Annotated in this window: 27 protein-coding genes, 1 pseudogene and 1 riboswitch; of the genes and pseudogenes, 15 read left to right on the plus strand and 13 right to left on the minus strand. The window is 59.5% G+C overall.

Going from position 1 to position 25,214, the window contains the following annotated elements; genetic code table 11:
• Nucleotides 1-160: 160 nt before the first annotated feature.
• The gene (locus HNR03_RS26235) at nucleotides 161-790 is read right to left on the minus strand and encodes a LysE family translocator (protein ID WP_259156908.1); all 630 of its coding nucleotides are present in this window, start codon (nucleotides 788-790) and stop codon (nucleotides 161-163) included.
• 246 nt (nucleotides 791-1,036) lie between these two features.
• Between HNR03_RS26235 and HNR03_RS26240 the strand changes: the two genes are divergently transcribed.
• The 3 genes from HNR03_RS26240 to HNR03_RS26250 all read left to right on the plus strand — a co-directional run bounded on the left by HNR03_RS26240 (nucleotide 1,037) and on the right by HNR03_RS26250 (nucleotide 3,872).
• Complete coding sequence (locus tag HNR03_RS26240) at nucleotides 1,037-2,002, plus strand: 2-hydroxyacid dehydrogenase (protein WP_259156909.1); 966 nt, start codon at nucleotides 1,037-1,039, stop codon at nucleotides 2,000-2,002.
• A 33-nt stretch (nucleotides 2,003-2,035) separates the two neighbouring features.
• Nucleotides 2,036-3,034: a class I SAM-dependent methyltransferase gene (locus HNR03_RS26245; RefSeq protein WP_259156910.1), complete on the plus strand. Its 999-nt coding sequence runs from the start codon at nucleotides 2,036-2,038 to the stop codon at nucleotides 3,032-3,034.
• Between the two features lie 41 nt (nucleotides 3,035-3,075).
• A riboswitch (yybP-ykoY riboswitch) is annotated at nucleotides 3,076-3,198 on the plus strand.
• Between the two features lie 89 nt (nucleotides 3,199-3,287).
• Nucleotides 3,288-3,872 (plus strand): TMEM165/GDT1 family protein, encoded by a 585-nt coding sequence (locus tag HNR03_RS26250; RefSeq protein WP_208671486.1) that lies wholly within the window; start codon nucleotides 3,288-3,290, stop codon nucleotides 3,870-3,872.
• A 123-nt stretch (nucleotides 3,873-3,995) separates the two neighbouring features.
• On the opposite strand, the gene HNR03_RS26255 is transcribed toward HNR03_RS26250, so the two are convergent.
• Nucleotides 3,996-4,814 carry a M48 family metallopeptidase gene (locus HNR03_RS26255; protein WP_259156911.1) on the minus strand — a complete coding sequence of 273 codons (819 nt, stop codon included), beginning with the start codon at nucleotides 4,812-4,814 and terminating at the stop codon, nucleotides 3,996-3,998.
• A 1,363-nt stretch (nucleotides 4,815-6,177) separates the two neighbouring features.
• Between HNR03_RS26255 and HNR03_RS32035 the strand changes: the two are divergent.
• Nucleotides 6,178-6,375: pseudogene (locus tag HNR03_RS32035) on the plus strand (HAMP domain-containing protein); the annotation flags it as partial.
• A 111-nt stretch (nucleotides 6,376-6,486) separates the two neighbouring features.
• Nucleotides 6,487-7,230 (plus strand): methyl-accepting chemotaxis protein, encoded by a 744-nt coding sequence (locus HNR03_RS32040; protein ID WP_405046091.1) that lies wholly within the window; start codon nucleotides 6,487-6,489, stop codon nucleotides 7,228-7,230.
• A 121-nt stretch (nucleotides 7,231-7,351) separates the two neighbouring features.
• Here the strand turns inward: HNR03_RS32040 and HNR03_RS26265 are convergent, their stop codons facing one another.
• The 3 genes from HNR03_RS26265 to HNR03_RS26275 are packed head-to-tail and all read right to left on the minus strand — an operon-like array spanning nucleotide 7,352 to nucleotide 8,463.
• Nucleotides 7,352-7,975 (minus strand): SOS response-associated peptidase, encoded by a 624-nt coding sequence (locus HNR03_RS26265; protein ID WP_259156913.1) that lies wholly within the window; start codon nucleotides 7,973-7,975, stop codon nucleotides 7,352-7,354.
• Nucleotides 7,976-8,010: 35 nt separating this feature from the next.
• Entirely contained in the window at nucleotides 8,011-8,271 is a 261-nt protein-coding gene (locus HNR03_RS26270) for a putative signal transducing protein (RefSeq protein ID WP_222588404.1), read from the minus strand.
• 9 nt (nucleotides 8,272-8,280) lie between these two features.
• Nucleotides 8,281-8,463 carry a CPXCG motif-containing cysteine-rich protein gene (locus tag HNR03_RS26275; protein ID WP_222588405.1) on the minus strand — a complete coding sequence of 61 codons (183 nt, stop codon included), beginning with the start codon at nucleotides 8,461-8,463 and terminating at the stop codon, nucleotides 8,281-8,283.
• A gap of 139 nt (nucleotides 8,464-8,602) precedes the next feature.
• Between HNR03_RS26275 and HNR03_RS26280 the strand changes: the two genes are divergently transcribed.
• A complete protein-coding gene (locus HNR03_RS26280) occupies nucleotides 8,603-9,769 on the plus strand; it encodes a 1-acyl-sn-glycerol-3-phosphate acyltransferase (RefSeq protein ID WP_259156914.1) in 1,167 nt (388 codons plus the stop codon).
• A 115-nt stretch (nucleotides 9,770-9,884) separates the two neighbouring features.
• Here HNR03_RS26280 and HNR03_RS26285 read toward each other — a convergent pair whose 3' ends face one another.
• Together HNR03_RS26285 and HNR03_RS26290 are read right to left on the minus strand one after the other, a co-directional pair.
• Entirely contained in the window at nucleotides 9,885-10,169 is a 285-nt protein-coding gene (locus HNR03_RS26285) for a hypothetical protein (RefSeq protein WP_222588407.1), read from the minus strand.
• A 285-nt stretch (nucleotides 10,170-10,454) separates the two neighbouring features.
• Nucleotides 10,455-11,039 (minus strand): YajG family lipoprotein, encoded by a 585-nt coding sequence (locus HNR03_RS26290; RefSeq protein WP_090180164.1) that lies wholly within the window; start codon nucleotides 11,037-11,039, stop codon nucleotides 10,455-10,457.
• Between the two features lie 205 nt (nucleotides 11,040-11,244).
• Here HNR03_RS26290 and HNR03_RS26295 point away from each other — a divergent pair, with 205 nt between their 5' ends.
• Both HNR03_RS26295 and mqo read left to right on the plus strand, forming a co-directional pair.
• The gene (locus tag HNR03_RS26295; protein ID WP_259156915.1) at nucleotides 11,245-11,478 is read left to right on the plus strand and encodes a hypothetical protein; all 234 of its coding nucleotides are present in this window, start codon (nucleotides 11,245-11,247) and stop codon (nucleotides 11,476-11,478) included.
• Nucleotides 11,479-12,216: 738 nt separating this feature from the next.
• On the plus strand, nucleotides 12,217-13,725 hold the full coding sequence (gene mqo, locus HNR03_RS26300; RefSeq protein ID WP_259156916.1) for a malate dehydrogenase (quinone): 1,509 nt from the start codon (nucleotides 12,217-12,219) through the stop codon (nucleotides 13,723-13,725).
• 155 nt (nucleotides 13,726-13,880) lie between these two features.
• Here the strand turns inward: mqo and HNR03_RS26305 are convergent, their stop codons facing one another.
• A complete protein-coding gene (locus HNR03_RS26305) occupies nucleotides 13,881-14,168 on the minus strand; it encodes a PA4642 family protein (RefSeq protein WP_090180157.1) in 288 nt (95 codons plus the stop codon).
• Nucleotides 14,169-14,231: 63 nt separating this feature from the next.
• Complete coding sequence (locus HNR03_RS26310; RefSeq protein ID WP_222588410.1) at nucleotides 14,232-14,717, minus strand: hypothetical protein; 486 nt, start codon at nucleotides 14,715-14,717, stop codon at nucleotides 14,232-14,234.
• Nucleotides 14,718-14,868: 151 nt separating this feature from the next.
• Here HNR03_RS26310 and dauA point away from each other — a divergent pair, with 151 nt between their 5' ends.
• A complete protein-coding gene (gene dauA / locus HNR03_RS26315; RefSeq protein ID WP_222588411.1) occupies nucleotides 14,869-16,590 on the plus strand; it encodes a C4-dicarboxylic acid transporter DauA in 1,722 nt (573 codons plus the stop codon).
• Between the two features lie 9 nt (nucleotides 16,591-16,599).
• Here the strand turns inward: dauA and HNR03_RS26320 are convergent, their stop codons facing one another.
• Nucleotides 16,600-17,073, minus strand: a complete 474-nt coding sequence (locus HNR03_RS26320; RefSeq protein WP_222588412.1) for a WbuC family cupin fold metalloprotein — start codon at nucleotides 17,071-17,073, stop codon at nucleotides 16,600-16,602.
• 3 nt (nucleotides 17,074-17,076) lie between these two features.
• Complete coding sequence (locus tag HNR03_RS26325) at nucleotides 17,077-17,634, minus strand: hypoxanthine-guanine phosphoribosyltransferase (RefSeq protein WP_090180149.1); 558 nt, start codon at nucleotides 17,632-17,634, stop codon at nucleotides 17,077-17,079.
• Nucleotides 17,635-17,808: 174 nt separating this feature from the next.
• Here HNR03_RS26325 and upp point away from each other — a divergent pair, with 174 nt between their 5' ends.
• Nucleotides 17,809-18,447 (plus strand): uracil phosphoribosyltransferase, encoded by a 639-nt coding sequence (gene upp / locus HNR03_RS26330; RefSeq protein ID WP_222588413.1) that lies wholly within the window; start codon nucleotides 17,809-17,811, stop codon nucleotides 18,445-18,447.
• Between the two features lie 2 nt (nucleotides 18,448-18,449).
• Nucleotides 18,450-19,724, plus strand: a complete 1,275-nt coding sequence (locus HNR03_RS26335; RefSeq protein WP_222588414.1) for a uracil-xanthine permease family protein — start codon at nucleotides 18,450-18,452, stop codon at nucleotides 19,722-19,724.
• Between the two features lie 107 nt (nucleotides 19,725-19,831).
• On the opposite strand, the gene hemH is transcribed toward HNR03_RS26335, so the two are convergent.
• Together hemH and HNR03_RS26345 are read right to left on the minus strand one after the other, a co-directional pair.
• Nucleotides 19,832-20,857, minus strand: a complete 1,026-nt coding sequence (gene hemH / locus HNR03_RS26340) for a ferrochelatase (RefSeq protein WP_259156917.1) — start codon at nucleotides 20,855-20,857, stop codon at nucleotides 19,832-19,834.
• A 13-nt stretch (nucleotides 20,858-20,870) separates the two neighbouring features.
• Nucleotides 20,871-21,773, minus strand: a complete 903-nt coding sequence (locus HNR03_RS26345; protein ID WP_259156918.1) for a TIGR01777 family oxidoreductase — start codon at nucleotides 21,771-21,773, stop codon at nucleotides 20,871-20,873.
• A gap of 196 nt (nucleotides 21,774-21,969) precedes the next feature.
• Between HNR03_RS26345 and HNR03_RS26350 the strand changes: the two genes are divergently transcribed.
• The 4 genes from HNR03_RS26350 (at nucleotide 21,970) to HNR03_RS26365 (ending at nucleotide 25,213) form a co-directional block, all read left to right on the plus strand.
• Nucleotides 21,970-22,956: an NAD(P)/FAD-dependent oxidoreductase gene (locus tag HNR03_RS26350; RefSeq protein WP_222588417.1), complete on the plus strand. Its 987-nt coding sequence runs from the start codon at nucleotides 21,970-21,972 to the stop codon at nucleotides 22,954-22,956.
• Nucleotides 22,953-23,168, plus strand: a complete 216-nt coding sequence (locus HNR03_RS26355) for a TIGR02450 family Trp-rich protein (RefSeq protein WP_259156919.1) — start codon at nucleotides 22,953-22,955, stop codon at nucleotides 23,166-23,168. Before HNR03_RS26350 ends, HNR03_RS26355 begins: the two co-directional genes overlap by 4 nt.
• Nucleotides 23,169-23,298: 130 nt before the next feature.
• Entirely contained in the window at nucleotides 23,299-24,261 is a 963-nt protein-coding gene (locus tag HNR03_RS26360; RefSeq protein ID WP_259156920.1) for a DUF523 and DUF1722 domain-containing protein, read from the plus strand.
• 10 nt (nucleotides 24,262-24,271) lie between these two features.
• Nucleotides 24,272-25,213, plus strand: a complete 942-nt coding sequence (locus HNR03_RS26365) for a MerR family transcriptional regulator (RefSeq protein ID WP_259156921.1) — start codon at nucleotides 24,272-24,274, stop codon at nucleotides 25,211-25,213.
• Nucleotide 25,214 lies beyond the last annotated feature (1 nt).

The following is a 25,214-nucleotide window of genomic DNA, read 5'->3' on the forward strand; positions in this document are numbered from 1 at the left end:
AAGAATCCCTTTTCCTGACTGCACGGTGTTGGCTGTAGAGGTTAGTACTCTAGAACCCTTATACGCCGGCCAAATCAGCCAAAGGAATGATTTGCAGAGTCGTACAAATGCTAGCTTTGCGCCAGCATTTAACGACTCCCCCGCACCTGTAGACGGGAGATCAATGCATCTCGGTGAAGGCGAGTTTCACGCCGATGGCGATCAATACCACGCCCATGGTCCGGTCGAACCAGTGGCCCATGCGGGCGAAACCGGCGCGAACCCGTTGCTGGCTGAACAACCGCGCCACCAGGCAGAACCAGAGCGCTGTCGCCGCCGCGAGGTAAATCCCGTAGCCGGCCTGTACCGTCAATGGCGTATGCGGGTTGATCACCACGGTGAACAGCGACAAAAAGAACAGCGTGGCTTTCGGGTTCAGGCCGTTGGTTACAAATCCCGAAGTGAAGGCGCCGCGCGCCGTGCGTTCGCCGGCTTCCTTGTGCAGGTCGTCAGCGGCGGGTTTGGCCGGTTGCGCCCGCAAGGCCTTGTAGCCGATGTACAGCAGATAAGCGGCGGCGGCCCACTTCAGGGCGTTGAACAGCACGATCGACTGCGACACGATCAGGCCGATCCCCAGCAGCGAATACCCCACGTGCAGGAAAATCGCCGTGCCGACGCCCAGCGCCGTCCAGGTGCCCGCGCGGCGACCGTGGGTCACGCTTTCCCGCACCACGACAGCGAAGTCCGGGCCGGGACTGGCCACGGCAAGCAAGTGAATCAGGGCAACGGTCAAGAACTCTGTCCAGTACATAGGGGCTCCTTTTAGGGCAGATCGGTCGAAATGAAACTCACAAGGCTTACGGCATCCCCTGTGGGAGCGAGCTTGCTCGCGATAGCGGTCTATCAGCTGACACAAATATCGCCTGACACTGCGTCATCGCGAGCAAGCTCGCTCCCACAAGGGGCCAGTGTGCAGTCTGGTACTGCGTAACCATTTGTTTCATCTGATAGGCTCGGCAGATTACGCCTTCAGTTCAACGCACAAAAGGTACAGTTGATGACGAACTCTCGCCGCGCCGTTTTCCTTGACCATCCGTCTTTGGACCTGGGCGATCTCGATCTCAGCCCGTTGCGCGACTGCTTTGACGATTTGCAGCTGTTCGCCCAAACCGCGCCGGAGCAGGTCATCGAACGCCTCAAGGGCGCCACCGTGGCCATCAGCAACAAGATCCTGATCGATGCCGCTGCCATTGCCGCCAGTCCCGAGCTGAAGCTGATCCTGATCACCGCCACCGGCACCAACAACGTCGATCTCGTGGCCGCTCGCGCTCACGGCATTACGGTCTGCAACTGCCAGGGGTACGGCACGCCATCGGTGGCGCAGCACACGATCATGTTGCTGCTCAACCTGGCGACACGCCTGGCCGACTATCAAAAAGCAGTAGCTGAAGGTCGCTGGCAGCAAGCGAAACAGTTCTGCCTGCTGGATTACCCGATTGTCGAACTGGAAGGTAAAACCCTCGGCCTGCTCGGCCACGGCGAACTGGGCGGAGCGGTGGCGCGGCTGGCTGAAGCGTTCGGCATGCGCGTCTTGCTGGGGCAGATCCCCGGCCGCCCTGCCCGACCGGATCGTTTGCCACTGGACGAACTGCTGCCACAAATCGATGCCCTAACCCTGCACTGCCCGCTCAACGAACACACCCGCCACTTCATCGGAGCCCGGGAGCTGGCGTCGATGAAGCCCGGTGCCTTCGTGGTCAACACCGCTCGTGGCGGCTTGATCGATGAGCAGGCGCTGGCCGATGCCTTGCGCAACGGTCATCTGGGCGGCGCGGCCACTGACGTGCTGAGCGTCGAGCCACCGACCCAGGGCAATCCCTTGCTGGCCCATGACATCCCACGGCTGATCGTCACGCCGCACAATGCCTGGGGCAGTCGCGAGGCGCGGCAGCGGATCGTCGGTCAGTTGACCGAAAACGCCCAGGGATTTTTCAGCGGTAAAGCGCTGCGGGTCGTCAGTTGATAGACTGCGGCACTTTTTTTCACAGGAGCAGTTATGGATCCGCGCAGTGAAGTACTGCTTCGTCAGGCTGAGTTATTCCAGGGTTCGGTGTTGTTGGCCGGTTTGCCCGCCGACGATCTGCTGGGGCGATTGCCCCAGGCTCACGGTTGGTGTTGGCATGCCGGCGATCAATCGGCGCTGGACGCCCGTTTTGCCGAGCGCAGCCATTTCGGTGTGAATGCACCCGAGCGTGAGTTCGAAACGGCGGTGGTGTTTCTGCCCAAGTCCAAGGACCTGACTGACTACATCCTCAACGCCCTCGCCTCGCGCCTGGCCGGTCGCGAACTGTACCTGGTGGGCGAAAAACGCAGCGGCATCGAAGGTGCGGCCAAACAACTGAACCCGTTCGGCAAACCGCGCAAACTCGACAGCGCGCGGCATTGCCAGCTGTGGCTGGTGACGGTGGCCAACGCGCCAGAAGCCAAGTCGCTGGAAAGCCTGGCTCAGACCTATGAGTTGCCGCTGGCTGAAGGCCCGCTGAAAGTCATCAGCCTGCCGGGCGTGTTCAGTCATGGTCGCCTCGATCGTGGCAGCGCCTTGCTGCTGGAGCACCTGGACAAGTTGCCAAGCGGCCACTTGCTGGACTTCGGTTGCGGCGCGGGTGTGTTGGGCGCTGCGGTGAAGCGTCGTTATCCGCACAATCAGGTCACGTTGCTCGACGTGGATGCGTTTGCCGCCGCCAGCAGTCGTCTGACACTGGCCGCCAATGGTCTGGAAGCCGAGGTGATTACCGGCGACGGTATCGACGCGGCGCCGATGGGTTTGAGCGCAATTCTGAGCAACCCGCCGTTCCATGTCGGTGTCCACACCGATTACTTTGCCACCGAGAACTTGCTGCGAAAAGCGGCTAAACATCTGAAAAATGGTGGCGAACTGCGCTTGGTGGCAAACAGCTTCCTGAAGTACCAGCCACTGATCGAGGAACACCTGGGCATCTGTGCAATCAAGGCTGAGGGTCAGGGTTTCAGAATCTATCGGGCCAAACGCGGCTAAGAAATTAGTGCTTGCCGAATGGGTTCTGCCTAGGCAGAATCCGCCCCGTCCTAGGGGAGTAGTCTCCCACGAGCGCCATGCTCGTCCGGCATACGTCAACATACTTGGTCAACAGACCATGGCGTATGCGACCCAAGGGTCCGCACCATGCGGATCGCAGGGTTTGACAAGACCTATGACACGAACACCTTACCCGGGGCGGGAAGGCTGTACGTGTCATAGCCGTGTCGACCCGCCCCTTAGGAAAAACCTGATGTTGGATTCTCTGCTCGTTCCCACCGCAATCGTTGCCTTGGCCGAAATCGGCGACAAGACGCAACTGCTCGCGCTCATTCTTGCTGCCCGCTTTCGCAAGCCCTGGCCCATCATCGCCGGCATCGTTGCCGCGACCCTGGCCAACCATGCGGCAGCCGGTGCGGTAGGCGCCTGGTTCGGCAGCTTCTTCTCGGATGCGGTGTTGCACTGGATCCTGGCCGCGAGCTTCACGGCGACAGCGCTGTGGACCCTGGTGCCGGACAAGATGGATGACGACGAAGGCAGCACGGCCCGCAAGTTCGGACCGTTCCTGACGACATTGATCGCGTTTTTCCTGGCCGAAATGGGCGACAAGACGCAAGTCGCCACCGTGATGCTCGCCGCGCAATACCCGGAACTGTGGCTGGTGATCATCGGTACCACGGCGGGGATGTTGATTGCCAACGTGCCGGTGGTGCTGGCGGGTAACTTTGCTGCGGACAAACTGCCGTTGACCCTGATCCGACGCCTGGCGGCATCGGCATTCTTCATCCTGGCGATTGTGGCGGTGTACAAGGCGATGCAGAGCAGCGGGTGGGTTTAACCCGGTAGACCGCGTCATCGTTCATCGCGAGCAAGCTCGCTCCCACATTGGTTTTGTGATCGACACTAACCCTGTGGGAGCGAGCTTGCTCGCGATGAGGCCCTCACTGACGAGGTAAAAACCTCAGGATTTACGCGCTTTCTCGTACAACGGCATCACCTTTGGAATCGCCGCCTGCAACGAAGCAATCCGGCTGGACGAAGCCGGGTGAGTGCTCAAGAACTCGGGAGGCGCGCCTTCCGAGACTTTGCTCATCTTGTTCCACAGCGTGATCGCGGCGTTCGGGTTGTAACCGGCACGGGCGGCCAGTTCGAGTCCGATCAGGTCCGCTTCGTTTTCATTGGCGCGACTGTTGGGCAAGGTCATGCCGTATTCCGCCACGGTGTCCGCCAGGGCCAGGCTGTCCTGGCCCAGACCGAGCAACGCACCGGCGCCCTGCTTGGCCATCTCGACCCCGTATGCCTTGGACATCGCTTCACGGCCGTGCTCGCGCAGGGCGTGGGCGATTTCATGGCCCAGGATCGCGGCGATTTCATCATCGGTGAGCTTCAGGGTGTCCATCAGCCCGGTGTAGAAAATGATCTTGCCGCCAGGCCCGCAGTTGGCGTTGAGCTCATCGCTCTTGATCAGGTTGACTTCCCATTTCCACTGGGCCGAATCCGGGCGAAAAACCGGAGCCTGGGCAATCAACCGGTCCGCGATGGTCTGGATGCGTTTGGCGTCGTTACTGGTCTTGTCCAGCACGCCTTTGGTGTTCGCCTCGCCGACAGTCTTCTGATAAGACTGGGCATACATCTGGTTGACCTCGTCGGTGGACAGCATGCTGAACATATATTGCTTGCGTTCAACACCGACCGCGCCACCGCTGGTGGTATTGACCGACTGACAACCGGCGAGCAGCAGACTCGCGCTCAGCGCACACAAAACCAATCTCTTGTTCATCAAAAAACTCCCGGAAAACATGCCGCGTATCCTAGGCGTGGAATTGTATCGACGCCAGATACAACAGAGCTGTAGACGCGCATTTCAGACAAAGCTCTCATGGCCGTAGGAAAAAATTCACATTACGACACCGGCCGCGGCCGATAACGCCGCGCATTGATTCATTTACGACATCAGCCTCTCCAAAACAACCATTTTGCCGCCGCCCCGCTCATGCCCACGAAGCCCCCTGCCGATACACCCTCGCAGACGTCCTCTTGCGTGCGGAGCACCCATGAAATTCAAGTCGATCCAGTTTTCCGTGGCAGCCCTCGCCGGCGCTATCGTTCTTAGCGTCGTGGCCGCGCTGGTGCTCTACGCCCTGTTTTCCGGCGCCCGGACGCAAGACATGGTGCAGGAGCGGACCCAGGCGCAATTCGAACAAGTCATCGAGCAGCGCCTGACGTCCCTGGCACAAACCCAGGTCAGCCAGATTCAGCGCGAACTCGAAGCGCCTCTGCTGATTGCCGGAGGCCTGGTACGGGTCAATACGTTGATCGGCACACCCGGCGCCGATGGCCAGCCGCAATTGAGCCTGAGCCGTGAGCAGCTGATCAGCCTGATCAAGGAAAACGTCGCCAAAAACCCGAAAATCCTCGGCACCTACGTCGGCTGGGAAAAAAACGCGCTCGACCACAACGACGCGGCCTACGTCGACACCAAGGTGGTGGGTATCGACGCCAGCAACGGACGCTTCCTGCCATGGTGGTTCCGCAACGAAGACGGCAGCCTGGGCCTGGACAAACTGGTGGACGTCGACGACCAGAAAACCCTGTCCACCGGCGTTCGCGCCAGCGAGTACTACCTGTGCTCCAAAGAAACCAAAAAGCCCTGCGTAATCGATCCGGCGCCCTACAAGGTCGGCGACAAGATCGTCATGCTCGCCTCCTTCATTGAACCGATCATGCTCAATGGCGCGTTCCAGGGCATTGTCGGCGCCGACCTGTCGGTGAACTTCATTCAGGAAATGCTGCTGGGCGCCAACCAGAAACTCTACGGCGGCTCAGGGGTGATGGCGCTGATTGGCGGTAATGGACGGATCGTTGCCTACACCAAGGACCCGAGCAAATTCGGCGAAAAAGTCAGCGACATCCTCGACAGCCAACAGATCGCCAACATGGCCAACCTCAAGCGCGGCGAAGTGACCTACACCGTCGACAAAGCCCAGGGCCGAATAGAGTTGTACTTGCCGTTTGGCATCGGCCAGACCGACGCGCGCTGGACCCTGATGTTGCAACTGCCGCTGAATGCAGTGATGGCGGACCTGCAAAAACTTCAGGGTGACCTGGACACCCAGCGCAAGTCCGACACCTTTGGCATGGCCATGGTAGGCCTGCTGATCGCCGGTATCGGCTTGCTGGTGATCTGGCTGGTGGGCCACGGCATTGCCCGTCCGCTCAAGCAAATGGTGGCGATGCTCGACGATATCGCCAAGGGCGAAGGCGACCTGACGCGCCGCCTGACCAGTGATCGCGCCGATGAATTGGGCTCGATCGCCAAAGGCTTCAACACCTTCCTGGCCAAGTTGCAGGCGATGATCACGCAAGTGGTGACCTCGGTGCAGAGCGTCAGCGATTCGTCGGAACACACCGCCGATATTGCCATCCGCACCAACATTGGCGTGCAGAAGCAAATGGCCGAGATCGATCAGGTGGCGACGGCGGTGCATGAAATGACCGCTACCGCGCAGGACGTGGCACGCAACGCGACCCAGGCCGCGCAAGCCGCCAGTCATGCCGACAAGGCAGCGGCGCAAGGCATGCAAATCGTTCGGGACACGTCGAACTCCATTGGCGTGCTGGCGGTAGAAATCGGCAAGGCCGTGGGCGTGGTACAAACCCTGGCCAAGGACAGCGAGAACATCAACGCGATCCTGACCGCCATTCGCGGGATTGCCGAGCAGACCAACCTGCTGGCCTTGAACGCAGCCATCGAAGCAGCACGGGCCGGTGAACAGGGTCGAGGTTTTGCGGTAGTGGCTGACGAAGTGCGCAATCTGGCACAGAAAACCCAGAAGGCCACTGAAGAAATCCAGACCATGATCCAGCAACTGCAACAAGGCACGCGCGATGTGGTGCGGGTCATGGAGGACAGTCAGAACCGCACCGACGAAAGCGTGCAGCATGCGGCGAAAGCGGCCGAGGCACTGGAGACGATTACTCAGGCGGTGTCGGTGATCAATGACATGAACACGCAGATTGCGAGTGCGGCCGAGGAACAGAGCGCAGTGGCGGATGACATCAACCGCAACGTGATCAATATCGGGCAAGTGGCCAATGAAGTGGCGGGTGGCGCAGATGAGTCGAGCGCGGCAAGTGCCGATCTGACCAAGCTGGCCGAACAGCAGCGGCGGTTGATCAATCAGTTCAAGGTTTGAGGCTTATCGATCGTTCCCACGCTCTGCGTGGGAATGCAGCCATGGACGCTCCGCGTCCACTGTGACGCAGAGCGTCACGGGATTCATTCCCACGCAGAGCGTGGGAACGATCATATCGAGGTTAGCCCGGGGTCAGACACTCCGGCCCATTGAGCTTCGGATCATTCACCAGGTTTGCCAGCACCCGCTCGCGCAACGCCGCAGGTTCGCTGGCGAGCAATGCCTGCAACGCATGCAATGGCGTCTCAGGATCGAGCCATGCCTCCTGCCCCGCCGCGTCCAGAATCAACGGCCGACGCTGACTGGCCGCCGGTTGCGTGATCACCGCCGTGCTCAGCCACACCTGCTCCTGCACCGGATACGCTTCCCAGATCGCCGCGAAGAACAGCGCCGAGCCCTCCCCCGGCGTCAGCCAATAGGGGCGCTTACGGGTGGTGCCACGCCATTCGTAAAAACCGTTGGCCGGCAACAGGCAACGACGCTCACGCAAGGCCTGGCGAAACATCGGTTGTTCGGCAACGGTTTCAGCCCGCGCATGGGCCGGGGTACGGGACAAATCGGTCAGCCACGGTGGTGTCAAACCCCAACGGGCGCGGGCCAACTCACGTTCACCGTCGGCGCCGGCTCGCAGCATCAGCACCGAATCGTTGGGAGAAATATTCCACTGGGCCTGCTGATCGGCGGGAAAGCCAGGCAGGGCCGCTAAGGCGGGGTTCCAGCGAAACAGGGCATAACGTCCACACATGGGGCAACACGACTCTTGATAAAACGAACGTCAGCCTAACAGACCAGCGTGCCGGGAAAACTCTCCGGCTCATCGCCGGGCAGGGGCAGCGCAGCATTGTACGCGGTGATCAGCTCCCGGGCGTATTCGGCCTGGTCGTTATCCACCGACAATCCCAGCAAGCCGAAAACCGGCAACTCGCCGGTACCGCCGAGCAAATCGCGGCCCACCAGATGCGCCTCGATACCCTCGCTGGCCAGCATGCCCAGCAGCAACTCACCTTCCATCAGGTTTTCCGGCTCGTAGATTCGCTGCATAGACGCCCCTCACTCATTTTCGCTGAAAACCTCGAGATGCCATTCATCATCGTGAACCTGCAACACGAACGTGATCGGCCGGCAACACACCTGACAATCCTCGATGTAGGTCTGATCGCCTGCAGAAATATCCACAGTCGTTTCCACCTCTTCACCACAATACGGACATTCGTACAGCGCAGTTTCCAGCATCGCGGTCTCCCAGGTGACTTGTGCGTATAATCGCCGGTCTATTTGCAGGGCTATTTTTGTCTGGCTACCTTTTCAGACCGTGCCCCGTTGGTTTTCGATCAAAACCTTTACTTACCCTAGCCGTTTCTAACAAGAGAGCATGATGGGCGAATTCGATGCCATCCGACCTTACAATGACAGCGAAGTCCCTGCGGTGCTGGATCGACTGCTCGGCGACAAGGCATTTCTAGATATCCTCATCCACTTCCGCTTCCCGCGTTTTGCCGGTGTTTTCGGCTGGGCGCTCAAACCTCTTATAGCTCATCGGCTGCGCCGTGAGTTCGCCGGCGTCACCTCGGTGGCCACGTTGCAGGACAAGGTCGAGATGTACGTCGACCACACCATCGAGCGCGCCACAGATGGCGTGACGTACACCGGCGTCGAGCAGTTCAAGTCCGGCAGCGCCTACCTGTTCATCGCCAATCACCGCGACATCGTAATGGACCCGGCTTTCGTCAATTACGCCGTGTACCACGCCGGCCTGCCGACCCCGCGCATCGCGATTGGCGACAACCTGCTGCAAAAGCCTTTCGTCAGCGACCTGATGCGCTTGAACAAGAGCTTCATCGTGCACCGTTCGATCACCGGTCGTCGCGAGAAAATGGCGGCGTATCAACTGTTGTCGGCTTACATCAACCACTCGATCCGCAACGACTGCGCCTCGATCTGGATCGCCCAGGCCGAAGGCCGGGCCAAGGATGGCGACGACCGTACCGAGTCGGCGATCCTCAAGATGTTCCACATGAATCGCAAGGACGAGCCGTTCGGCGAGGTCATCCGCTCGCTGAACCTCACGCCGGTATCGATCAGCTACGAATACGACCCGTGCGACCAGGCCAAGGCCCGCGAGCTCTACATCCGCGCGACCACCGGCAGCTACACCAAGGCACCGGGTGAGGATGACGTGAGCATTGCCAAGGGCATCACCGGCTACAAGGGCCGGGTCCATGTGAATTTCGCGGCGCCGATCACCGAATTGTTTGAAGACACCAAGCAACTGGCGATTGAAATGGACCGACAGATTCTCGGTGGCTACCGGTTATTCCCGGTGCATTACCTCGCCTATGCGCAGTGGGAGGGTGCCGATCCACAACTGCAGGTCCCGCCCGCAGCCAAAGTGTTTGGCGCCGATGAACTGGCCAAGGCTCAGGAAGAATGGCAGCGCCGGCTGGAAGCTTGCCCTGAGGAACATCGCCCGTTCCTGGTGTTGCAATACGCGACACCGGTGAGGAATCAGTACCGCGTGAAAGCTGGATTGCCGCTTTAAAGCAAGATCAAAAGATCGCAGCCTCGTTGCACTCGACAGCTCCTACAAGGTGGACGCCATCCTCTGTAGGAGCTGTCGAGTACAACGAGGCTGCGATCTTTTTGCTTTTTGCGATTCAGAAGCGCGTGCTGATCCACGACACCAGTAACGCCAACCCCAGGCAGGCAAAGCCGAAGCGGTAGAAAAACCGGTTCATGCGCAGGGTCGCGCCATCCAGCATCAGCATTGGATCGTCGATGCGACCGCGCTGACTTTGCGCTTCGAGACTGGCCAACGCGCGCTGTTCGCGGCGCCGCGTGGCGTGCAGCAACCAGCCGCCCGGAAAGGCCAGCAGCAATGCCAACAGGTTGATCAACTTGGCGGGATGGTTGGTAAACAGCGAAATCAAATGCAACGACATCACGTACCTCGGGCAAAACAGATGTGTCAGGCGTCGGACCGACGACCGCGGCGCGGATTCTACCGAAAGCCCGCCGGCCTGCCCCGCCTTTCCGACAAATAACGAACCTTCTGACCAACCGTTACCCTGTGTCATGGCGCCGTCATCTGAATCCTCCAGCCTGTCGCCCCTCGAAACCGTCATGCTGCACGCCGACAGGGGGATGGGTTAAGCCGGCAAAACCTGCAAGCATTAAAAAGCCCGGGACCATCACTGGCACCGGGCTTTTTTGAAACTGGCGAAAGGTTATTCGCCGAGCATCTGACCAACCGTCGGATCCTTGAACAAGCGCGTCAACGCATCGCTCAACACATCACTGACCAGCTTGGTGTTGGTTTCCTGATTCGGCGCCATACCAAAACGCTGATCCAGAGATGCGCCGTAGCGACCGCTGTAACGACGGTTGGCATTCTGGACATCGGAGCGGAACGTTGCGGCGATAGTCGCTTCGGTCACGTACATGCCTTCTTTAGGCGATTGGTATTTCAGCTCAGCCAGCGTCACCGTCAACTGCGGCGCATTCATCGCGTTCGAGGTTGGAGTGAAGCCCAGCAAACGCACGGCTGCTTCGGCCTGGGCCTGCAACTTCGGCAGAATCTGCGCGCCCTGCACGGTGATCGCGCTGGTCTCAGGGTACAAGCCACCACGCGTGCCCAGGGTCGGCGACGGACGACCGTCCACCACCCGCACCACCACCGGCTGACCATGGCCGACTGGCGCCAGCTGAGTCGTCAGCTTAGGCTCAGGGTTCAGTTGTTGCGGGCTGTGGGCGCAGCCGACGAGGGTCAAACTGGTCACAGTGATCAAACCGAACAACAGGCGTTGCAACATGCTCTTCTCTCCAGAATCAGGCACAGACAGGCGCGCAGTATAGCGGTGAGCTATCGTTGCTAACTAGCGTCTCGCAATGATTGCTCAAATCTCTGACAAACCTGAGGCAAAGCGGTTCCTGTCACACATCTGTAACCGCCCCTACACGTTCACGTCATGACCCATTGGCAATCTACTCGACAGGTCACCCACAAGGTAATTCGCCATGCGTTATCTGATCTCGCTGTTCGCACCACGCCCACTGCATCGCTGCTTTGCGCTGCTCGACCACAATGGTCACTGCCTGGCGTTCAAGCAATGCAGCCTTCAGCCCATGGGCGATGGCTGGGTCGAAATCGAGGAAATACGCCTCAACTGGTTGCACCATCCCCTGCCCCCTAGCGCCCACGTCCGGGCGCCTCAGTCTCGTTCTCGGGTGCAGGCGCTGTTGTCCATCTGACCGGACGCCTAATAAAAGTCATTAAACACGTCCATTTCCCTGCGTTTCTTAGATACAATCTCACCCCGATTATAAGGACGTCTCCTGATCGGGCCTCGCAGCATCGTCATTGCCTCGGTATTGACACCCCGCACCGCCCACAGAGAGCCGCCCACACAGATCGAGTGAAGCGGGCGCTTGCTGTTTCTTGAGCAAAAAAACCCACTTCGCGCGAATCTGCAGAGCTGTCATTACGCTCGGTCACTGAGCTGTTTGCCCGTTTTGCCTGTCATGTACCCCATGGCGGCAATCCATCCGGGCACGGTGCCAGGCTGGGACAGCCCTTTTTTGAGGTTCACGTCTTCAAAAGAGCGTGAAAAAAACGGGTTTTCACAACTTCACAAGAGTGTGGCGAGCAAATGAATAGTTTTGCGTCTGAACATGCACCATTAGCGTCTGAAACAGCCCAACGACACAGGACCGAGTACTCCTCGAACACCGGAGCCTGAAGCCTGTCCTCTACGGATTTGGTTGCACAAACGGACGTCTCGACCATAAGTCGAATTGCCAGCGGCGCGTTGAAGTGAGTTCATGTAACTCTTTTAAACCCGGCCGGTAGCGTCCGTCGAAGTTGCGAAAAATTGCGAAGATTCGGACATGGCACACTGACCATCGCTACCTGGGGCATCACTGACACGCCCCGGAACGCCTGGCAGCCATGCCGACAATTTGGTGCTGCAGATTTTGGAGACGCGTTAAATGGCGCATAACGAAGCAGTCGACGTAGTACTCGTTGGGGCCGGCATCATGAGTGCCACCCTCGCCGTACTGCTCAAAGAGCTCGACCCCGCGATCAAGCTGGAAGTCGTCGAGCTGATGGATTCCGGTGCCGCGGAGAGTTCCAACCCGTGGAACAACGCCGGTACCGGTCACGCCGGACTGTGTGAGCTCAATTACACGCCGCAGGCCGCCGACGGTAGCGTCGACATCAAGAAAGCCGTGCACATCAATACCCAGTTCGAGGTCTCGAAGCAGTTCTGGTCCTACCTGACGAAGAAAGGCACGTTCGGTTCGTGCAAGTCGTTCATCAGCCCGGTGCCGCACCTGAGCTTCGTGCAAGGCAATGATGGCGTTTCCTTCCTCAAGGAACGCTTCAAGACCCTGAGCAAGCACCACGCCTTCTCGGACATGGAATACACCGAAGACAAGGCCACCATGGCCGAGTGGATGCCGCTGATGATGCCGGGCCGCCCGGCCGACGAAGTCGTCGCCGCGACCCGTGTCATGAACGGCACCGACGTCAACTTCGGCGCCCTGACCAATCAACTGCTCAAGCACCTGACCAGCGCACCCGATGCCCAGGTCAAGTATTGCAAGCGCGTCACCGGCCTCAAGCGTAACAACGGAGGCTGGACCGTCAGCATCAAGGACGTCAACAGCGGTAATTCCCGCGAAGTCGACGCCAAGTTCGTCTTCCTCGGCGCTGGCGGCGCGGCATTGCCGTTGTTGCAGGCCTCGGGCATCGAAGAAAGCAAAGGCTTCGGCGGCTTCCCGATCAGTGGCCAATGGCTGCGCTGCGACAACCCGGAAGTGGTCAAGCACCACCAGGCCAAGGTTTACAGCCAGGCTGCGGTCGGTTCGCCACCGATGTCGGTGCCGCACCTGGACACCCGCGTGGTCGATGGCAAGAAGTCCCTGCTGTTCGGGCCTTACGCCGGTTTCACCACCAAGTTCCTCAAGCACGGTTCCTTCATGGACCTGCCGATGTCGGTACGCGCCGGCAACATCGGCCCGATGCTGGCCGTGGCGAAAAACAACATGGACCTGACCAAGTACCTGGTCAGCGAAGTGATGCAGTCGATGGAGCAGCGCCTGGATTCCCTGCGTCGTTTCTACCCAGAAGCGAAAGCCGAAGACTGGCGCCTGGAAGTGGCCGGCCAACGGGTGCAGATCATCAAGAAAGACCCGAAAAAGGGTGGCGTTCTGCAGTTCGGCACCGAACTGGTCGCGGCAAAAGACGGTTCCCTTGCCGCCCTGCTCGGCGCATCCCCAGGCGCTTCGGTGACCGTTTCGATCATGCTCGAGCTGATCGAGAAATGCTTCCCGAACAAGGCTTCCGGTGAATGGGCCGCCAAACTGGCGGAAATTTTCCCGGCACGGGAAAAAGTCCTGGAAACCGACGCTGCGCTGTATCGCAAGATCAACGCGCACAACAACGTCGCGCTGGAACTGGTTGAAGCCAGTAACGAGACCGAAAGCTACGCTTGATTCGGCCCGATAAAAAACGCCCCGTTCTCAATGAGAGCGGGGCGTTTTTTTTGTGCCTGAAAAGATCGCAGCCTCGTTTCACTCGACAGCTCCTACAGACATACGCGATCTCTTGTAGGAGCTGTCGAGTGAAACGAGGCTGCGATCTTTTGATCTTAGCCGCGAGCCTTGGCGATCAGCTCGATGTACTCGGCCGCATTACGCTGGTCCTTGATCAGGGCCACGAAGTCATTGCCATGCTCATCCTTGCCATCCAGATCAAGACCGGCTTCGACGAAGAATGTCAGGAAACGCTCGAAATCGTCGATGCGCAGACCACGGTAGGCCTTGATCAGTTTGTGCAGGGACGGCGAAGTGGCGTCGACCGGCTCGAAATCGAGGAACAACTTGATCTGCTCATCGCCGATCTCGTCACCAATCACTTGTTTCTTATCTTTACGCATTGCCGACTCCAGCTCGCAGACATTTCACGGGGCAGGCAGTTTACCCCTGCCCGGGCACAGGGCTCAACGCGCACGAACGCTGCCGGTGTGCAGATCGGCCCAGATATGGCCGTTGGCGTAACTGAGGAACTGGCAATACACCGTGTCATTGCGCAACAAATCGAGCACCACCCGGTACTGCGCCATCGGGTAAAACAGCGTAAGGGTTTTACTTTCATCGTCGAAGATCGGCTTTTTCAGGCTTTTGCTTTCGCCATCGAAATTGACCAGCACCTGATTGATCGTTGCTCCCTTGTTCAAGGACTTGCCCTTGAGGCGAATCAACACCGGGGACGTGACCGGGATCGGCTGTTGGTTGGACTGGCGTTGACTGCCCACCACTACCGAATAATCGGTGACCTGCAACAGTTGTTGCTGCTCAGGTTCGGCATCACGCAGGGTCAGGTCGTCCGGGGGCAGGAACTGCCCATGCATGGGTGCCGGGGCGGCGGCCAGTGGCAGGCTGAGGGTCAGCAACAGGGCGGCGCAGCTGCGGATCAAAAGGCTCATGACGGGCTCCGAAGGCGAGGCCAAGCACTCTAGCATGAGGATCAACCGCGCGAATTGGCGATATAGGTCAATACTTCGCAGTACGAGGCTGGCGATGCTGGACGAGCTTTCAGCCGTCGTTCAACAGAGCATCGTCTTTTAGGGAGTGTTCATGACGTTCTCCGTCCCACCGTTGTTCGCGGCCTGGCGTCAGACCTGGCGCGCCGGCTACACCCTCAGGCGCTTACGCGGCGACATCAGTGCCGGGGTGACGGTAGGGATTATCGCCATCCCGTTGGCCATGGCCCTGGCGATTGCCGTAGGTGTACCGCCCCAGCAAGGTTTGTATACGGTACTGATCGCTGCGCCCCTGATCGCCCTGACAGGCGGCTCGCGTTTCAATGTCAGTGGGCCGACCGCCGCGTTCGTAGTCATTCTGCTGCCCATCACCCAACAATATGGCCTCGGCGGCCTGCTGCTTTGCACCATGCTTGCCGGCGTCATCCTCATTGTCCTGGGGCTGATTCGAGCCGGGCGGTTGATTCAGTACATTCCGTACCCAGTCACCCTGGGCTTTACCGCCGGGATCGGCATTGTCATTGCCACCCTGCAATTGAAGGATTTGCTGGGCCTGAACACCGCCGGCCAGGCAGAACATTACATCGAACAGCTGGGCGTTTTGATTCTGGCGTTGCCCAGTGCCCGGCTAGGGGACGGGATCGTCGGCCTCACATGCCTGGCCGTTCTGATTGTCTGGCCACGATGGGTGCCGAGGATTCCGGGGCATCTGGTAGCGCTTACCATCGGCGCGCTCCTGGGGTTGGCGCTGGAGCACGGAGGGCTGGCGGTGGCGACTTTGGGTGAGCGTTTCAGCTACACGGTCGAGGGCATCAGCCATCCCGGCATTCCGCCGTTCCTGCCAAGCTTTGATTGGCCGTGGAATCTGCCCGGTCCCGACGGCCGACCTCTGCACCTGTCTTATGACTTGATCCGTCAATTAATGGCGCCGGCGTTCGCTATCGCCATGCTCGGTGCCATCGAATCCTTGTTGTGTGCGGTGGTGGCGGATGGCATGACCGGCAGCAAACACGATCCCAACGCAGAACTGCTGGGCCAGGGCCTGGGCAATCTGATCGCACCGTTGTTCGGCGGCATTACCGCCACGGCGGCCATTGCCCGAAGTGCCACCAACGTGCGCAGCGGAGCCTTTTCGCCACTGGCCGCCATTATTCATAGCGCCGTGGTGCTGATGGCAATACTCGTCCTCGCACCGCTTTTCAGCTACTTGCCCATGGCTGCGCTAGCAGCATTGCTGATCATGGTGGCGTGGAACATGAGCGAGGCCCGGCACGTGCTGCATACGTTGCGCATCGCGCCTCGCAGCGATGTGCTGGTCTTGCTGACCTGCCTGAGCCTGACGGTATTGTTCGACATGGTGATGGCCGTCGCCGTCGGCCTGCTGCTGGCCGCCGGGTTATTTATCAAACGCATGAGCGATCTCACCGACACCGCCGAACTGCCCCGCGCCTTCCATCAAGCCTTGCAGGACATGCCGGAACATGTTCGTTGCTATGCGATACGCGGGCCGCTGTTCTTCGGCGCTGCTGAAAAAGCCTTGGGAGTGCTACGCAAATTCAGTCCGGAGGTCAAAGTGGTAATCGTCGAGATGAGCGCCGTGCCGATGCTGGACATGACGGCACTGGCGGCCTTCGACAATATCTTGAGGGATTACCGCACGGACGGCATCGGCCTGATTCTGGTAGCGACCGCTCCAAGGGTACGCCTGAAGCTCAGGCGCGCAGGCATCCATCGGGAACAGCGTCAGTTGGCCTACGTGAACAACCTGGAACAGGCCCGTCGCAAAAGCGAACGCTGGCTGGCCGGAGAAAATTGAGCCCATGGCTCAATCAAACTGCGCGCGCATCCATGCCTGATACTCGGCCACGCCCGGCTCGCCTTCGCGCGGAGCCCAGTGCGCAAGCTCACCCTCACCCACCGGGCGATAGGGACCGGCCTTGCACTCGAACATCAGGCTGTCGGCTTCCAGCACCACCAGGCTATGGAACATACCGGTCGGCAGGTCCACACCAATACAATCGCCACCGGCCTGCAGGACTTGCTTCTTCACCAGCACGCCGGTCTCGTCGAAGATCAGCACCCCCAGCCGCCCTTTGAGGACCAACAAGGTTTCGGCCTTGTTTTCACCCAAATGCCGATGAGGCGCGATGTAGGTGTGCGGCTGTAGACCTACCGCCATGCGATGGCAGGCGTCTTCCATCTGGTGGAAGTTGTGATGCTGACGCCCACGAGGATTGGCCGCGGCTTTCTCGGCCAATTCGGTGAACAGGGTTTGATCGAGAAAACGCGGCGTGGTCATTCCTTACATCCCTTTAACAGCGAAGATACCGTTAGCGTTACGCCAGTAGCCTTTGTAGTCCATACCGTAACCGAAGATATAACGGTCGATGCACGGCAGGCCGACGAAATCGGCTTTGAGGTCCGGGCGAGCCTTGCGGTCGTGGTCCTTGTCGATCAGTACAGCGGTGTGCACTTTGCGCGCGCCGGCGTGTTTGCAGAAATCGATGATCGCGCCCAGGGTGTGACCTTCGTCGAGGATGTCGTCGATGATCAGCACGTCACGGTCGATGAACGACACTTCCGGCTTGGCCTTCCAGAACAGGTCACCGCCACTGGTTTCGTTGCGATAGCGGGTAGCGTGCAGGTAGGACGCTTCCAGCGGGAATTGCAGATGGGTGAGCAATTTGCCGGCGAAGATCAGGCCGCCGTTCATCACACAGAACACCACCGGATTGCTGTCAGCCAGTTCTTCATTAATGTGTGCACCGACGCGGGCGATGGCCGCCTCGACTTCAGCTTCGGTGTACAGGCAGTCAGCCTCTCGCATGATTTGACGGATATGCTCGAGATCAGCAGACATGGCGCTCTCCAGGGGGTGAGGGGCGGGACGGATTCAGGAAAAGCGGGCAAAGGTACGCATCAAGCGAGGCCAGATCAAGCGTTTGTGGACTAACGTACTGAATGTCTATAGGACAACACCCTCGGATAGATTAATCTAGGCCGGTTTTTTTGCCCGCCGCCGGAGCCTTTCCCCATGCCCATCCAAGAGATCCGCCATCCGCTGATCCGTCATAAACTAGGCCTGATGCGCCGCGCAGACATCAGCACCAAGAATTTCCGTGAGCTCGCTCAAGAAGTCGGCGCCCTGCTGACCTATGAAGCCACCAAAGACCTGCCGCTGGAAGCCTACGACATCGAAGGCTGGTGCGGCACCGTGTCGGTCGAGAAAATCGCCGGCAAGAAAATTACCGTGGTGCCGATCCTGCGTGCCGGCATCGGCATGCTCGAAGGCGTACTGAGCCTGATCCCGGGCGCCAAAGTCAGCGCCGTGGGCGTGGCCCGCAACGAACAGACCCTGCAGGCCCACACCTACCTGGAAAAACTCGTCCCGGAAATCAACGAGCGCCTGGCAATGATCATCGACCCGATGCTCGCCACCGGCAGCTCCATGGTCGCCACCATCGACCTGCTGAAAAAGGCCGGTTGCCGCGACATCCGCGCCATGGTGCTGGTCGCCGCGCCGGAAGGCATCGCCGCAGTCGAGAAGGCTCACCCGGACGTGATGATCTACACCGCCTCCATTGATGAAAAACTCAATGAACACGGCTACATCATTCCAGGCTTGGGCGATGCCGGTGACAAGATCTTCGGTACCAAGCAGAAGGACGCTTGAGCATGCAGCAAGAGTTCAACGATCCGCTCTGGCGCACGGTGCTGTCTGGCGCACAGATGCTGTTCGTGGCCTTCGGCGCCCTGGTGTTGATGCCGCTGATTACCGGCCTGGACCCGAACGTGGCGCTGTTCACTGCAGGCCTGGGGACGATCCTGTTCCAGATCGTCACCGGGCGTCAGGTGCCGGTGTTCCTGGCGTCGAGCTTTGCCTTCATCACCCCGATCATTCTTGCCAAGGGCCAGTTCGGCCTCGCGGCGACCATGGGCGGCGTGATGGCAGCGGGTTTCGTCTACACCTTCCTCGGCCTGGCCGTGAAGATCAAAGGCACCGGCTTTATTGACCGCTTGCTGCCCCCGGTCGTGATCGGTCCGGTGATCATCTCCATCGGCCTGGCCATGGCGCCCATCGCCGCCAACATGGCGATGGGCAAGGCCGGCGATGGCACCGAGCTGATTCATTACCAGACAGCGATGCTGATCTCGATGCCAGCCTTGCTGACCACCCTGATTGTCGCGGTGTTCGGCAAAGGCATCTTCCGCCTGGTGCCAATCATCTCCGGTGTGTTGGTGGGGTTTGGCATGGCGTTCTACTTCGGCGTGGTCGACACCGCGAAGATTGCCGCTGCACCGTGGTTCGCCATTCCGCACTTCACGGCGCCGGAATTCAACTGGCAGGCGATTCTGTTCATCGTTCCGGTGGCACTGGCTCCGGCCATCGAACACATCGGTGGCGTGATCGCCGTCGGCAGCGTGACCGGCCGCGATTACCTGAAAAAACCCGGCCTGCACCGCACGCTGCTCGGCGATGGCATTGCCACCACCGCGGCTGGCTTGTTCGGCGGCCCACCCAACACCACATACGCCGAAGTGACGGGCGCGGTGATGCTGACCAAGAACTACAATCCGAAAATCATGACCTGGGCGGCGATCTTTGCCATCAGCCTGGCGTTTATCGGCAAGTTCGGCGCGCTACTGCAAAGCATTCCGGTGCCGGTGATGGGCGGGATTCTGTGCCTGTTGTTCGGCTCGATCGCCGCGGTGGGGATGAACACCCTGATTCGCCACAAGATCGACCTGGGCGAAGCGCGCAATCTGGTGATTGTGTCGGTGACCCTGGTGTTCGGGATTGGCGGTGTGCTGGTCGGCACCGGGACTGGCCCCGACGACTTCGGCCTCAAAGGCATCGCGCTGTGCGCGGTGGTGGCGATTGCGCTGAACCTGCTGCTGCCGGGCAATGACAGCTGGAAGCACAAGAAGGCGAATGAGACTTTGCTCTGAGTGAACTGATCGTTCCCACGCTATGTGGAATATAGCCCGTGACGCTCCGCGTCACTGGACGCGGAGCGTCCCTAGAGGCATTCCCACGCAGAGCGTGGGAACGATCGTCACAGCGCCAACGGCGCTCGTTCGCACAAGGCGTTCAATGCCCGTGCCCACTGCGGATCGTCGTTGAGGCACGGCACCAGCACCAACTCGTCTCCCCCGGCTTCGCGGAATAACTCCCGCCCGCGATCACCAATCTCTTCCAGCGTCTCGATGCAATCGGCAACGAACGCCGGGCACATCACCAGAACTTTTTTCACGCCCATTCCAGCCAACTCATCGAGGCGTGCTTCGGTATAGGGTTCGATCCATTTCGCACGGCCCAGACGCGACTGGAAAGACACCGACCACGTACCCTTCGACAGCCCCAGGCGCTTGGCAAACTCCGACGCGGTGCGCAGGCACTGCGCGCGATAGCAGGTCGCCATGGACTGCGGCGAAGCGTTCTTGCAGCATTCTTCGTTCTTGAAGCAATGCTTGCCCGTCGGGTCCAGCTTGGTCAGGTGCCGCTCCGGCAGACCGTGAAAACTCAGCAGCAGGTGATCGTAGTCCTGCTCCAGATAGGGTTTGGCGCTAGCCACCAATGCGTCGAGATATTCCGGCTGATCGTAGAACGGCTGGAGAATCGAGAACTGCACGTCGAGCGAATGCTCGCGCACCACCCGCTTGGCTTCCTCGATCACCGTGGTCACAGTGCTGTCGGCGAACTGTGGATAAAGCGGCGCAAGGGTGATTCTTTTGTGGCCCTGGGCCGCCAGCTGAACCAGTTTCGACTCGATCGACGGCTCGCCGTAACGCATTGCCAGTTCCACCGGCCCGTGGGTCCACTGGGCAGTCATCGCCTGCTGCAGGCGGCGGCTGAGCACCACCAGCGGCGAGCCCTCCTCCCACCATATCGAGGCATAGGCGTGGGCCGATTGTTCCGGACGCTTGATCAGGATCAGCGACACCAGTAGACGACGCACCGGCCATGGCAGGTCAATCACATACGGGTCCATCAGAAATTGGTTGAGGTAACTGCGTACATCCGCCACCGATGTGGAAGCAGGTGAACCCAGGTTGACCAGAAGCAATGCGTGATCGGTCATGCAACGTCCTATTTCAAAGGCGGCTGGACAGATCGTCCAGGGCCGCGCGCAAATCAGTGAACTGGAAAGTAAATCCCGCTTCCAGCAAGCGCACCGGCAAGGCCTTCTGCCCTCCCAGCAACAGCAGTGACAATTCGCCCAGGCACACTTTCAACGCCAGGGCCGGCATCGGCATGAACGCCGGGCGGTGCAACGCGCTGCCCAGTGTCTTGGCGAACTCGCTGTTGCGCACCGGTTTAGGCGCGCAAGCATTATATGGACCGCTGGCGTCATTGCGATGCAGAAGAAAATCAATCAGGGCGATTTGATCCTCGATATGAATCCATGGCATCCATTGCCGACCACTGCCCAAAGGCCCGCCCAGTCCCAGCTTGAACGGCAGCAACAGGCGTGACAAAAAGCCGCCCTCGGCAGACAGCACCAACCCGGTTCGAATCAGCACCACCCGAACGCCCAGCGCTTCGGCGCGCTGGGCAGTTTCTTCCCAGGCAATGCACAACTGACTGGCAAAATCATCGATGACCGGCGCAGACACTTCCGTCAGCTCCCGCTCGCCACCGTCGCCATACCAGCCAATAGCGGAACCGGAGATCAATACCTGTGGTTTTTGCTCACGGGTTTCGAGCCAGGTCAGCAAGGTTTCGGTCAGGGTGATGCGACTGCTCCAGAGCAAGGCTTTGCGTCTGGACGTCCATGGCCGGTCGGCAATGGGCGCGCCCGCCAGGTTGATAATTGCGTCCACGGGCTCTTGCCCGAGCTCCTGGAGCTGCGTGATGCCTCGCACCTGGGCACCGCAAATTTTTGCAACTTTGGCAGGTGTACGACTCATGACAGTCAGACGATGCCCCTGACTCAACCAGTGTCGGCAGAGTTGACGTCCTATCAAACCAGTACCGCCGGTCAGCAATATGTGCATGACTTCTTCCTCGCGTGGCGTTTTACCCTGATCACTAGTCTATTTTTATAAGCAGGGATCTTTGGTATCGGGCAGGCTCTGTGTTTAACAATAGGCCAAGCTGTCAGATCGAGAACGCTAAAAGTTATACCAGAAAACAATATTGTACAGGTTTAATCCAAAGCGTAGTCTGTACAGAAAGGTAAACGAGGCCCCTATGACTGTACCTATCGCAATCATCGGCACCGGCATCGCCGGGCTCTCAGCCGCCCAAGCCCTGACAGACGTCGGGCATGTCGTTCAACTTTTTGATAAAAGCCGCGGCAGTGGCGGACGCATGTCGAGCAAGCGCAGCGATGCGGGTGCTCTGGACATGGGCGCCCAGTATTTCACCGCCCGCGACCGTCGCTTCGTCACCGAGGTCCAGCGCTGGCAAGCCAAAGGCTGGGTCGCCGAATGGACGCCGCAGCTCTACACCTTCCATGGTGGCCAGCTCAACCTGTCGCCGGATGAACAGACCCGCTGGGTCGGCACCCCCCGCATGAGCGCCATCACGCGCGGTTTGCTTGGCGATCTGGAAGTGCATTTCGCCTGCCGGATCACCGAGGTCTATCGCGGTGAAGAACACTGGCATCTGCAAGACGCCGAAGGCTTTACCCACGGTCCATTCAGCCATGTGATCATCGCAACGCCAGCCCCTCAGGCCACGGCTTTGCTGGCTGCAGCCTCGAAACTGGCGGGCGCTGCCGCCGGGGTCAAAATGGAACCGACCTGGGCGGTCGCACTGGCGTTCGATACGCCGCTGGACACCCCCATGGAAGGTTGCTTCGTGCAGGACAGCCCACTGGACTGGCTGGCTCGCAACCGCAGCAAACCGGGACGCGACAACACCATGGACACTTGGGTGCTGCACGCCACAAGTGCCTGGAGCCGGCAACACATCGATCTGTCCAAGGAAGCGGTGATCGAGCAATTGCACGGCGCGTTCGCCGAACTGTTGCACGATTCCATGCCCGCCCCGACCTTCAGCCTGGCCCACCGCTGGCTCTACGCCCGCCCCGCCACCAGTCATGAATGGGGCGCACTGGCGGATGCCGACCTGGGCTTGTACGTGTGTGGCGACTGGTGCCTGTCCGGGCGCGTCGAAGGCGCCTGGCTCAGCGGCCAGGAAGCCGCTCGCCGTTTGCATGAACACTTGCAGTGAACCGCATTAACCCCAGCAAATTGCTGCTGTCGAAATGGACAGCAGCCCACCCGCAAAAGCGCGAAAAACACTTTCTGGTGACGGAGCTGTTCCGCGATGAGGCAGGCACCGTGCTGACCGTCGAGTTGCAGGCAGTGTTGACCCAGCGCAATAAGCGACTTGACTGGCAAGCCCTCAAAGACAGCGACACCTGGCTGTCGGGCTGGAAATAGCGCCCACGTCAGGAATCGCCCTCCGCAAAAACCTATACAAATAATTTGACTTGTACACCTTTGAATCTATGATGAAGGCATGTTGTACAGAGCCACCACTTTGTACAGGTTTAGATTCGAGGTGCTTTCAATGTGCGAACAGCCAACGACCAAACCGAAAATCGCCATCAGCGCCTGCTTGATGGGGGCCGAGGTGCGTTTCAATGGCGGGCACAAGGAATCACGGTTGTGCAGCCGAACCCTGACTGACTATTTCGAGTTTGTCCCGGTGTGCCCCGAAGTCGCCATTGGCCTTGGCATACCGCGCGAACCGATTCGGCTGGTCGGCAATGGTGACCATCCCGAGGCGGTCGGCACCGTCAATCCTCAGATCAACGTTACCCGCCCGCTCGCCGAGTACGGACAGAAAATGGCCGCGGAACTGGACGATATCTGCGGCTACATCTTCATGCAGAAATCCCCTTCCTGCGGCCTCGATCGGGTCAAGGTCTATCACCCTAACGGTTCTCCGGTGGACGGCGGTGGACGCGGCATTTATGCCCAGGCGTTCTGCGCCCTGCACCCCGACTTGCCGGTGGAAGAAGACGGTCGCCTCAACGACCCGGTGTTGCGCGAAAACTTTCTCACTCGGGTGTTCGCCTACAGTGCCTGGCAGCAGCTGTTGCAGGAAGGCCTGACCCGGCGCGGCCTGACCGACTTTCACTCGCGTTACAAATACCTGTTGATGGCCCACAACCCGGTGCAATACAAAACCCTGGGTAATCTGCTGGGCAATATGGGGCAGACCGATCCGCAGGAACTGGGCCCGCGCTATTTCAGCGAGTTGATGGCGGCATTGAAAAAATGCGCCACACGCCGCACCCACACCAATGTCCTGCAACACATCAGTGGCTATCTCAAACAAGCCATCAGCCCTGAAGACAAACAGGAAATGCAGCACGTCATTGGCCAGTATCGCCACGGCATCGTGCCGTTGGTGGTGCCACTGACCCTGCTCAAACATTTCTTTCGCCAACACCCGGATCCGTACATTGCGCAGCAGGTTTACCTGCAACCGCACCCGGAAAACCTCAGCCTGCGAAACGCAATTTAATGGCAATGTCATGAAAAGCCCCCTCGACAGCAGCGCCAGCGAAGACCTGGGCGCCGACTTCAAGAAAGCCCTGGACGAAGGCTGGCTGCCAATCCGTGAAGTGGCGCGCCAAACCGGGGTCAACGCCGTAACACTGCGGGCCTGGGAACGGCGTTATGGCCTGATCGTGCCCCAGCGCACGCCCAAGGGTCATCGCCTGTTTTCCGCCGAACACGTGCAACGGATTTTGACGATTCTCACCTGGCTCAATCGCGGTGTAGCCGTCAGCCAGGTCAAGCAACTGCTCGATACGCCCCAGGCCTTTTCCGAAGTCGTCGAGAACGACTGGCAGGTGCTTTGCCAGACATTGTTGCAAGCAGTGACACACCTCAACGAACGCACCCTGGATGACACCGTCAACCAGGCCATGGCGCTGTATCCGCCCCGCACATTGTGCGAACAACTGCTGATGCCATTACTGGCAGAGCTGGAACAACGCTGGCAGGGCCAGTTCGGCGCGCAGATGGAACGCGTGTTTTTCTATTCCTGGCTACGCAGCAAATTCGGTGCGCGCATCTACCATAACAATCGCCAATTGCGCACCGCGCCGCTGCTGTTGATCAATCAATCGGACCTGCCACTGGAACCTCACCTGTGGCTCACCGCCTGGCTGGTCAGCAGCGCTGATTGCCCGGTGGAAGTCTTCGACTGGCCATTGCCGGCTGGGGAGCTCGCCTTGGCGGTCGATCACCTGCAAGCCCGCGGCGTACTGCTGTATTCCAGCAAAGCCATGAATCTTGCGCTGCTGCCGAAACTCTTGAACGGCATCAGTTGCGCAAAAATGATTGCCGGACCAACGGTATGCATCCACCTCGCCGAGTTGAACGTAAAAACCAGTGAGATCGCTGATTTGTTCCTGGCCGAAGACCCGTTATCGGCCCATCAGTACCTGGTTCAGCGAGGACTTATTTAAA

The organism is Pseudomonas sp. JAI111 (assembly GCF_024809425.1).
GTDB lineage: Bacteria > Pseudomonadota > Gammaproteobacteria > Pseudomonadales > Pseudomonadaceae > Aquipseudomonas.

What these genes read in the sequence shown, in the direction of transcription:
- HNR03_RS26235 (WP_259156908.1), bottom strand. Translation starts at nt 790, where the DNA reads ATGTACTGGACAGAGTTCTTGACCGTTGCCCTGATTCACTTGCTTGCC.
- HNR03_RS26240 (WP_259156909.1), top strand. Translation starts at nt 1,037, where the DNA reads ATGACGAACTCTCGCCGCGCCGTTTTCCTTGACCATCCGTCTTTGGAC.
- HNR03_RS26245 (WP_259156910.1), top strand. Translation starts at nt 2,036, where the DNA reads ATGGATCCGCGCAGTGAAGTACTGCTTCGTCAGGCTGAGTTATTCCAG.
- HNR03_RS26250 (WP_208671486.1), top strand. Translation starts at nt 3,288, where the DNA reads ATGTTGGATTCTCTGCTCGTTCCCACCGCAATCGTTGCCTTGGCCGAA.
- HNR03_RS26255 (WP_259156911.1), bottom strand. Translation starts at nt 4,814, where the DNA reads ATGAACAAGAGATTGGTTTTGTGTGCGCTGAGCGCGAGTCTGCTGCTC.
- HNR03_RS32040 (WP_405046091.1), top strand. Translation starts at nt 6,487, where the DNA reads ATGGCCGAGATCGATCAGGTGGCGACGGCGGTGCATGAAATGACCGCT.
- HNR03_RS26265 (WP_259156913.1), bottom strand. Translation starts at nt 7,975, where the DNA reads ATGTGTGGACGTTATGCCCTGTTTCGCTGGAACCCCGCCTTAGCGGCC.
- HNR03_RS26270 (WP_222588404.1), bottom strand. Translation starts at nt 8,271, where the DNA reads ATGCAGCGAATCTACGAGCCGGAAAACCTGATGGAAGGTGAGTTGCTG.
- HNR03_RS26275 (WP_222588405.1), bottom strand. Translation starts at nt 8,463, where the DNA reads ATGCTGGAAACTGCGCTGTACGAATGTCCGTATTGTGGTGAAGAGGTG.
- HNR03_RS26280 (WP_259156914.1), top strand. Translation starts at nt 8,603, where the DNA reads ATGATGGGCGAATTCGATGCCATCCGACCTTACAATGACAGCGAAGTC.
- HNR03_RS26285 (WP_222588407.1), bottom strand. Translation starts at nt 10,169, where the DNA reads ATGTCGTTGCATTTGATTTCGCTGTTTACCAACCATCCCGCCAAGTTG.
- HNR03_RS26290 (WP_090180164.1), bottom strand. Translation starts at nt 11,039, where the DNA reads ATGTTGCAACGCCTGTTGTTCGGTTTGATCACTGTGACCAGTTTGACC.
- HNR03_RS26295 (WP_259156915.1), top strand. Translation starts at nt 11,245, where the DNA reads ATGCGTTATCTGATCTCGCTGTTCGCACCACGCCCACTGCATCGCTGC.
- mqo (WP_259156916.1), top strand. Translation starts at nt 12,217, where the DNA reads ATGGCGCATAACGAAGCAGTCGACGTAGTACTCGTTGGGGCCGGCATC.
- HNR03_RS26305 (WP_090180157.1), bottom strand. Translation starts at nt 14,168, where the DNA reads ATGCGTAAAGATAAGAAACAAGTGATTGGTGACGAGATCGGCGATGAG.
- HNR03_RS26310 (WP_222588410.1), bottom strand. Translation starts at nt 14,717, where the DNA reads ATGAGCCTTTTGATCCGCAGCTGCGCCGCCCTGTTGCTGACCCTCAGC.
- dauA (WP_222588411.1), top strand. Translation starts at nt 14,869, where the DNA reads ATGACGTTCTCCGTCCCACCGTTGTTCGCGGCCTGGCGTCAGACCTGG.
- HNR03_RS26320 (WP_222588412.1), bottom strand. Translation starts at nt 17,073, where the DNA reads ATGACCACGCCGCGTTTTCTCGATCAAACCCTGTTCACCGAATTGGCC.
- HNR03_RS26325 (WP_090180149.1), bottom strand. Translation starts at nt 17,634, where the DNA reads ATGTCTGCTGATCTCGAGCATATCCGTCAAATCATGCGAGAGGCTGAC.
- upp (WP_222588413.1), top strand. Translation starts at nt 17,809, where the DNA reads ATGCCCATCCAAGAGATCCGCCATCCGCTGATCCGTCATAAACTAGGC.
- HNR03_RS26335 (WP_222588414.1), top strand. Translation starts at nt 18,450, where the DNA reads ATGCAGCAAGAGTTCAACGATCCGCTCTGGCGCACGGTGCTGTCTGGC.
- hemH (WP_259156917.1), bottom strand. Translation starts at nt 20,857, where the DNA reads ATGACCGATCACGCATTGCTTCTGGTCAACCTGGGTTCACCTGCTTCC.
- HNR03_RS26345 (WP_259156918.1), bottom strand. Translation starts at nt 21,773, where the DNA reads ATGCACATATTGCTGACCGGCGGTACTGGTTTGATAGGACGTCAACTC.
- HNR03_RS26350 (WP_222588417.1), top strand. Translation starts at nt 21,970, where the DNA reads ATGACTGTACCTATCGCAATCATCGGCACCGGCATCGCCGGGCTCTCA.
- HNR03_RS26360 (WP_259156920.1), top strand. Translation starts at nt 23,299, where the DNA reads ATGTGCGAACAGCCAACGACCAAACCGAAAATCGCCATCAGCGCCTGC.
- HNR03_RS26365 (WP_259156921.1), top strand. Translation starts at nt 24,272, where the DNA reads ATGAAAAGCCCCCTCGACAGCAGCGCCAGCGAAGACCTGGGCGCCGAC.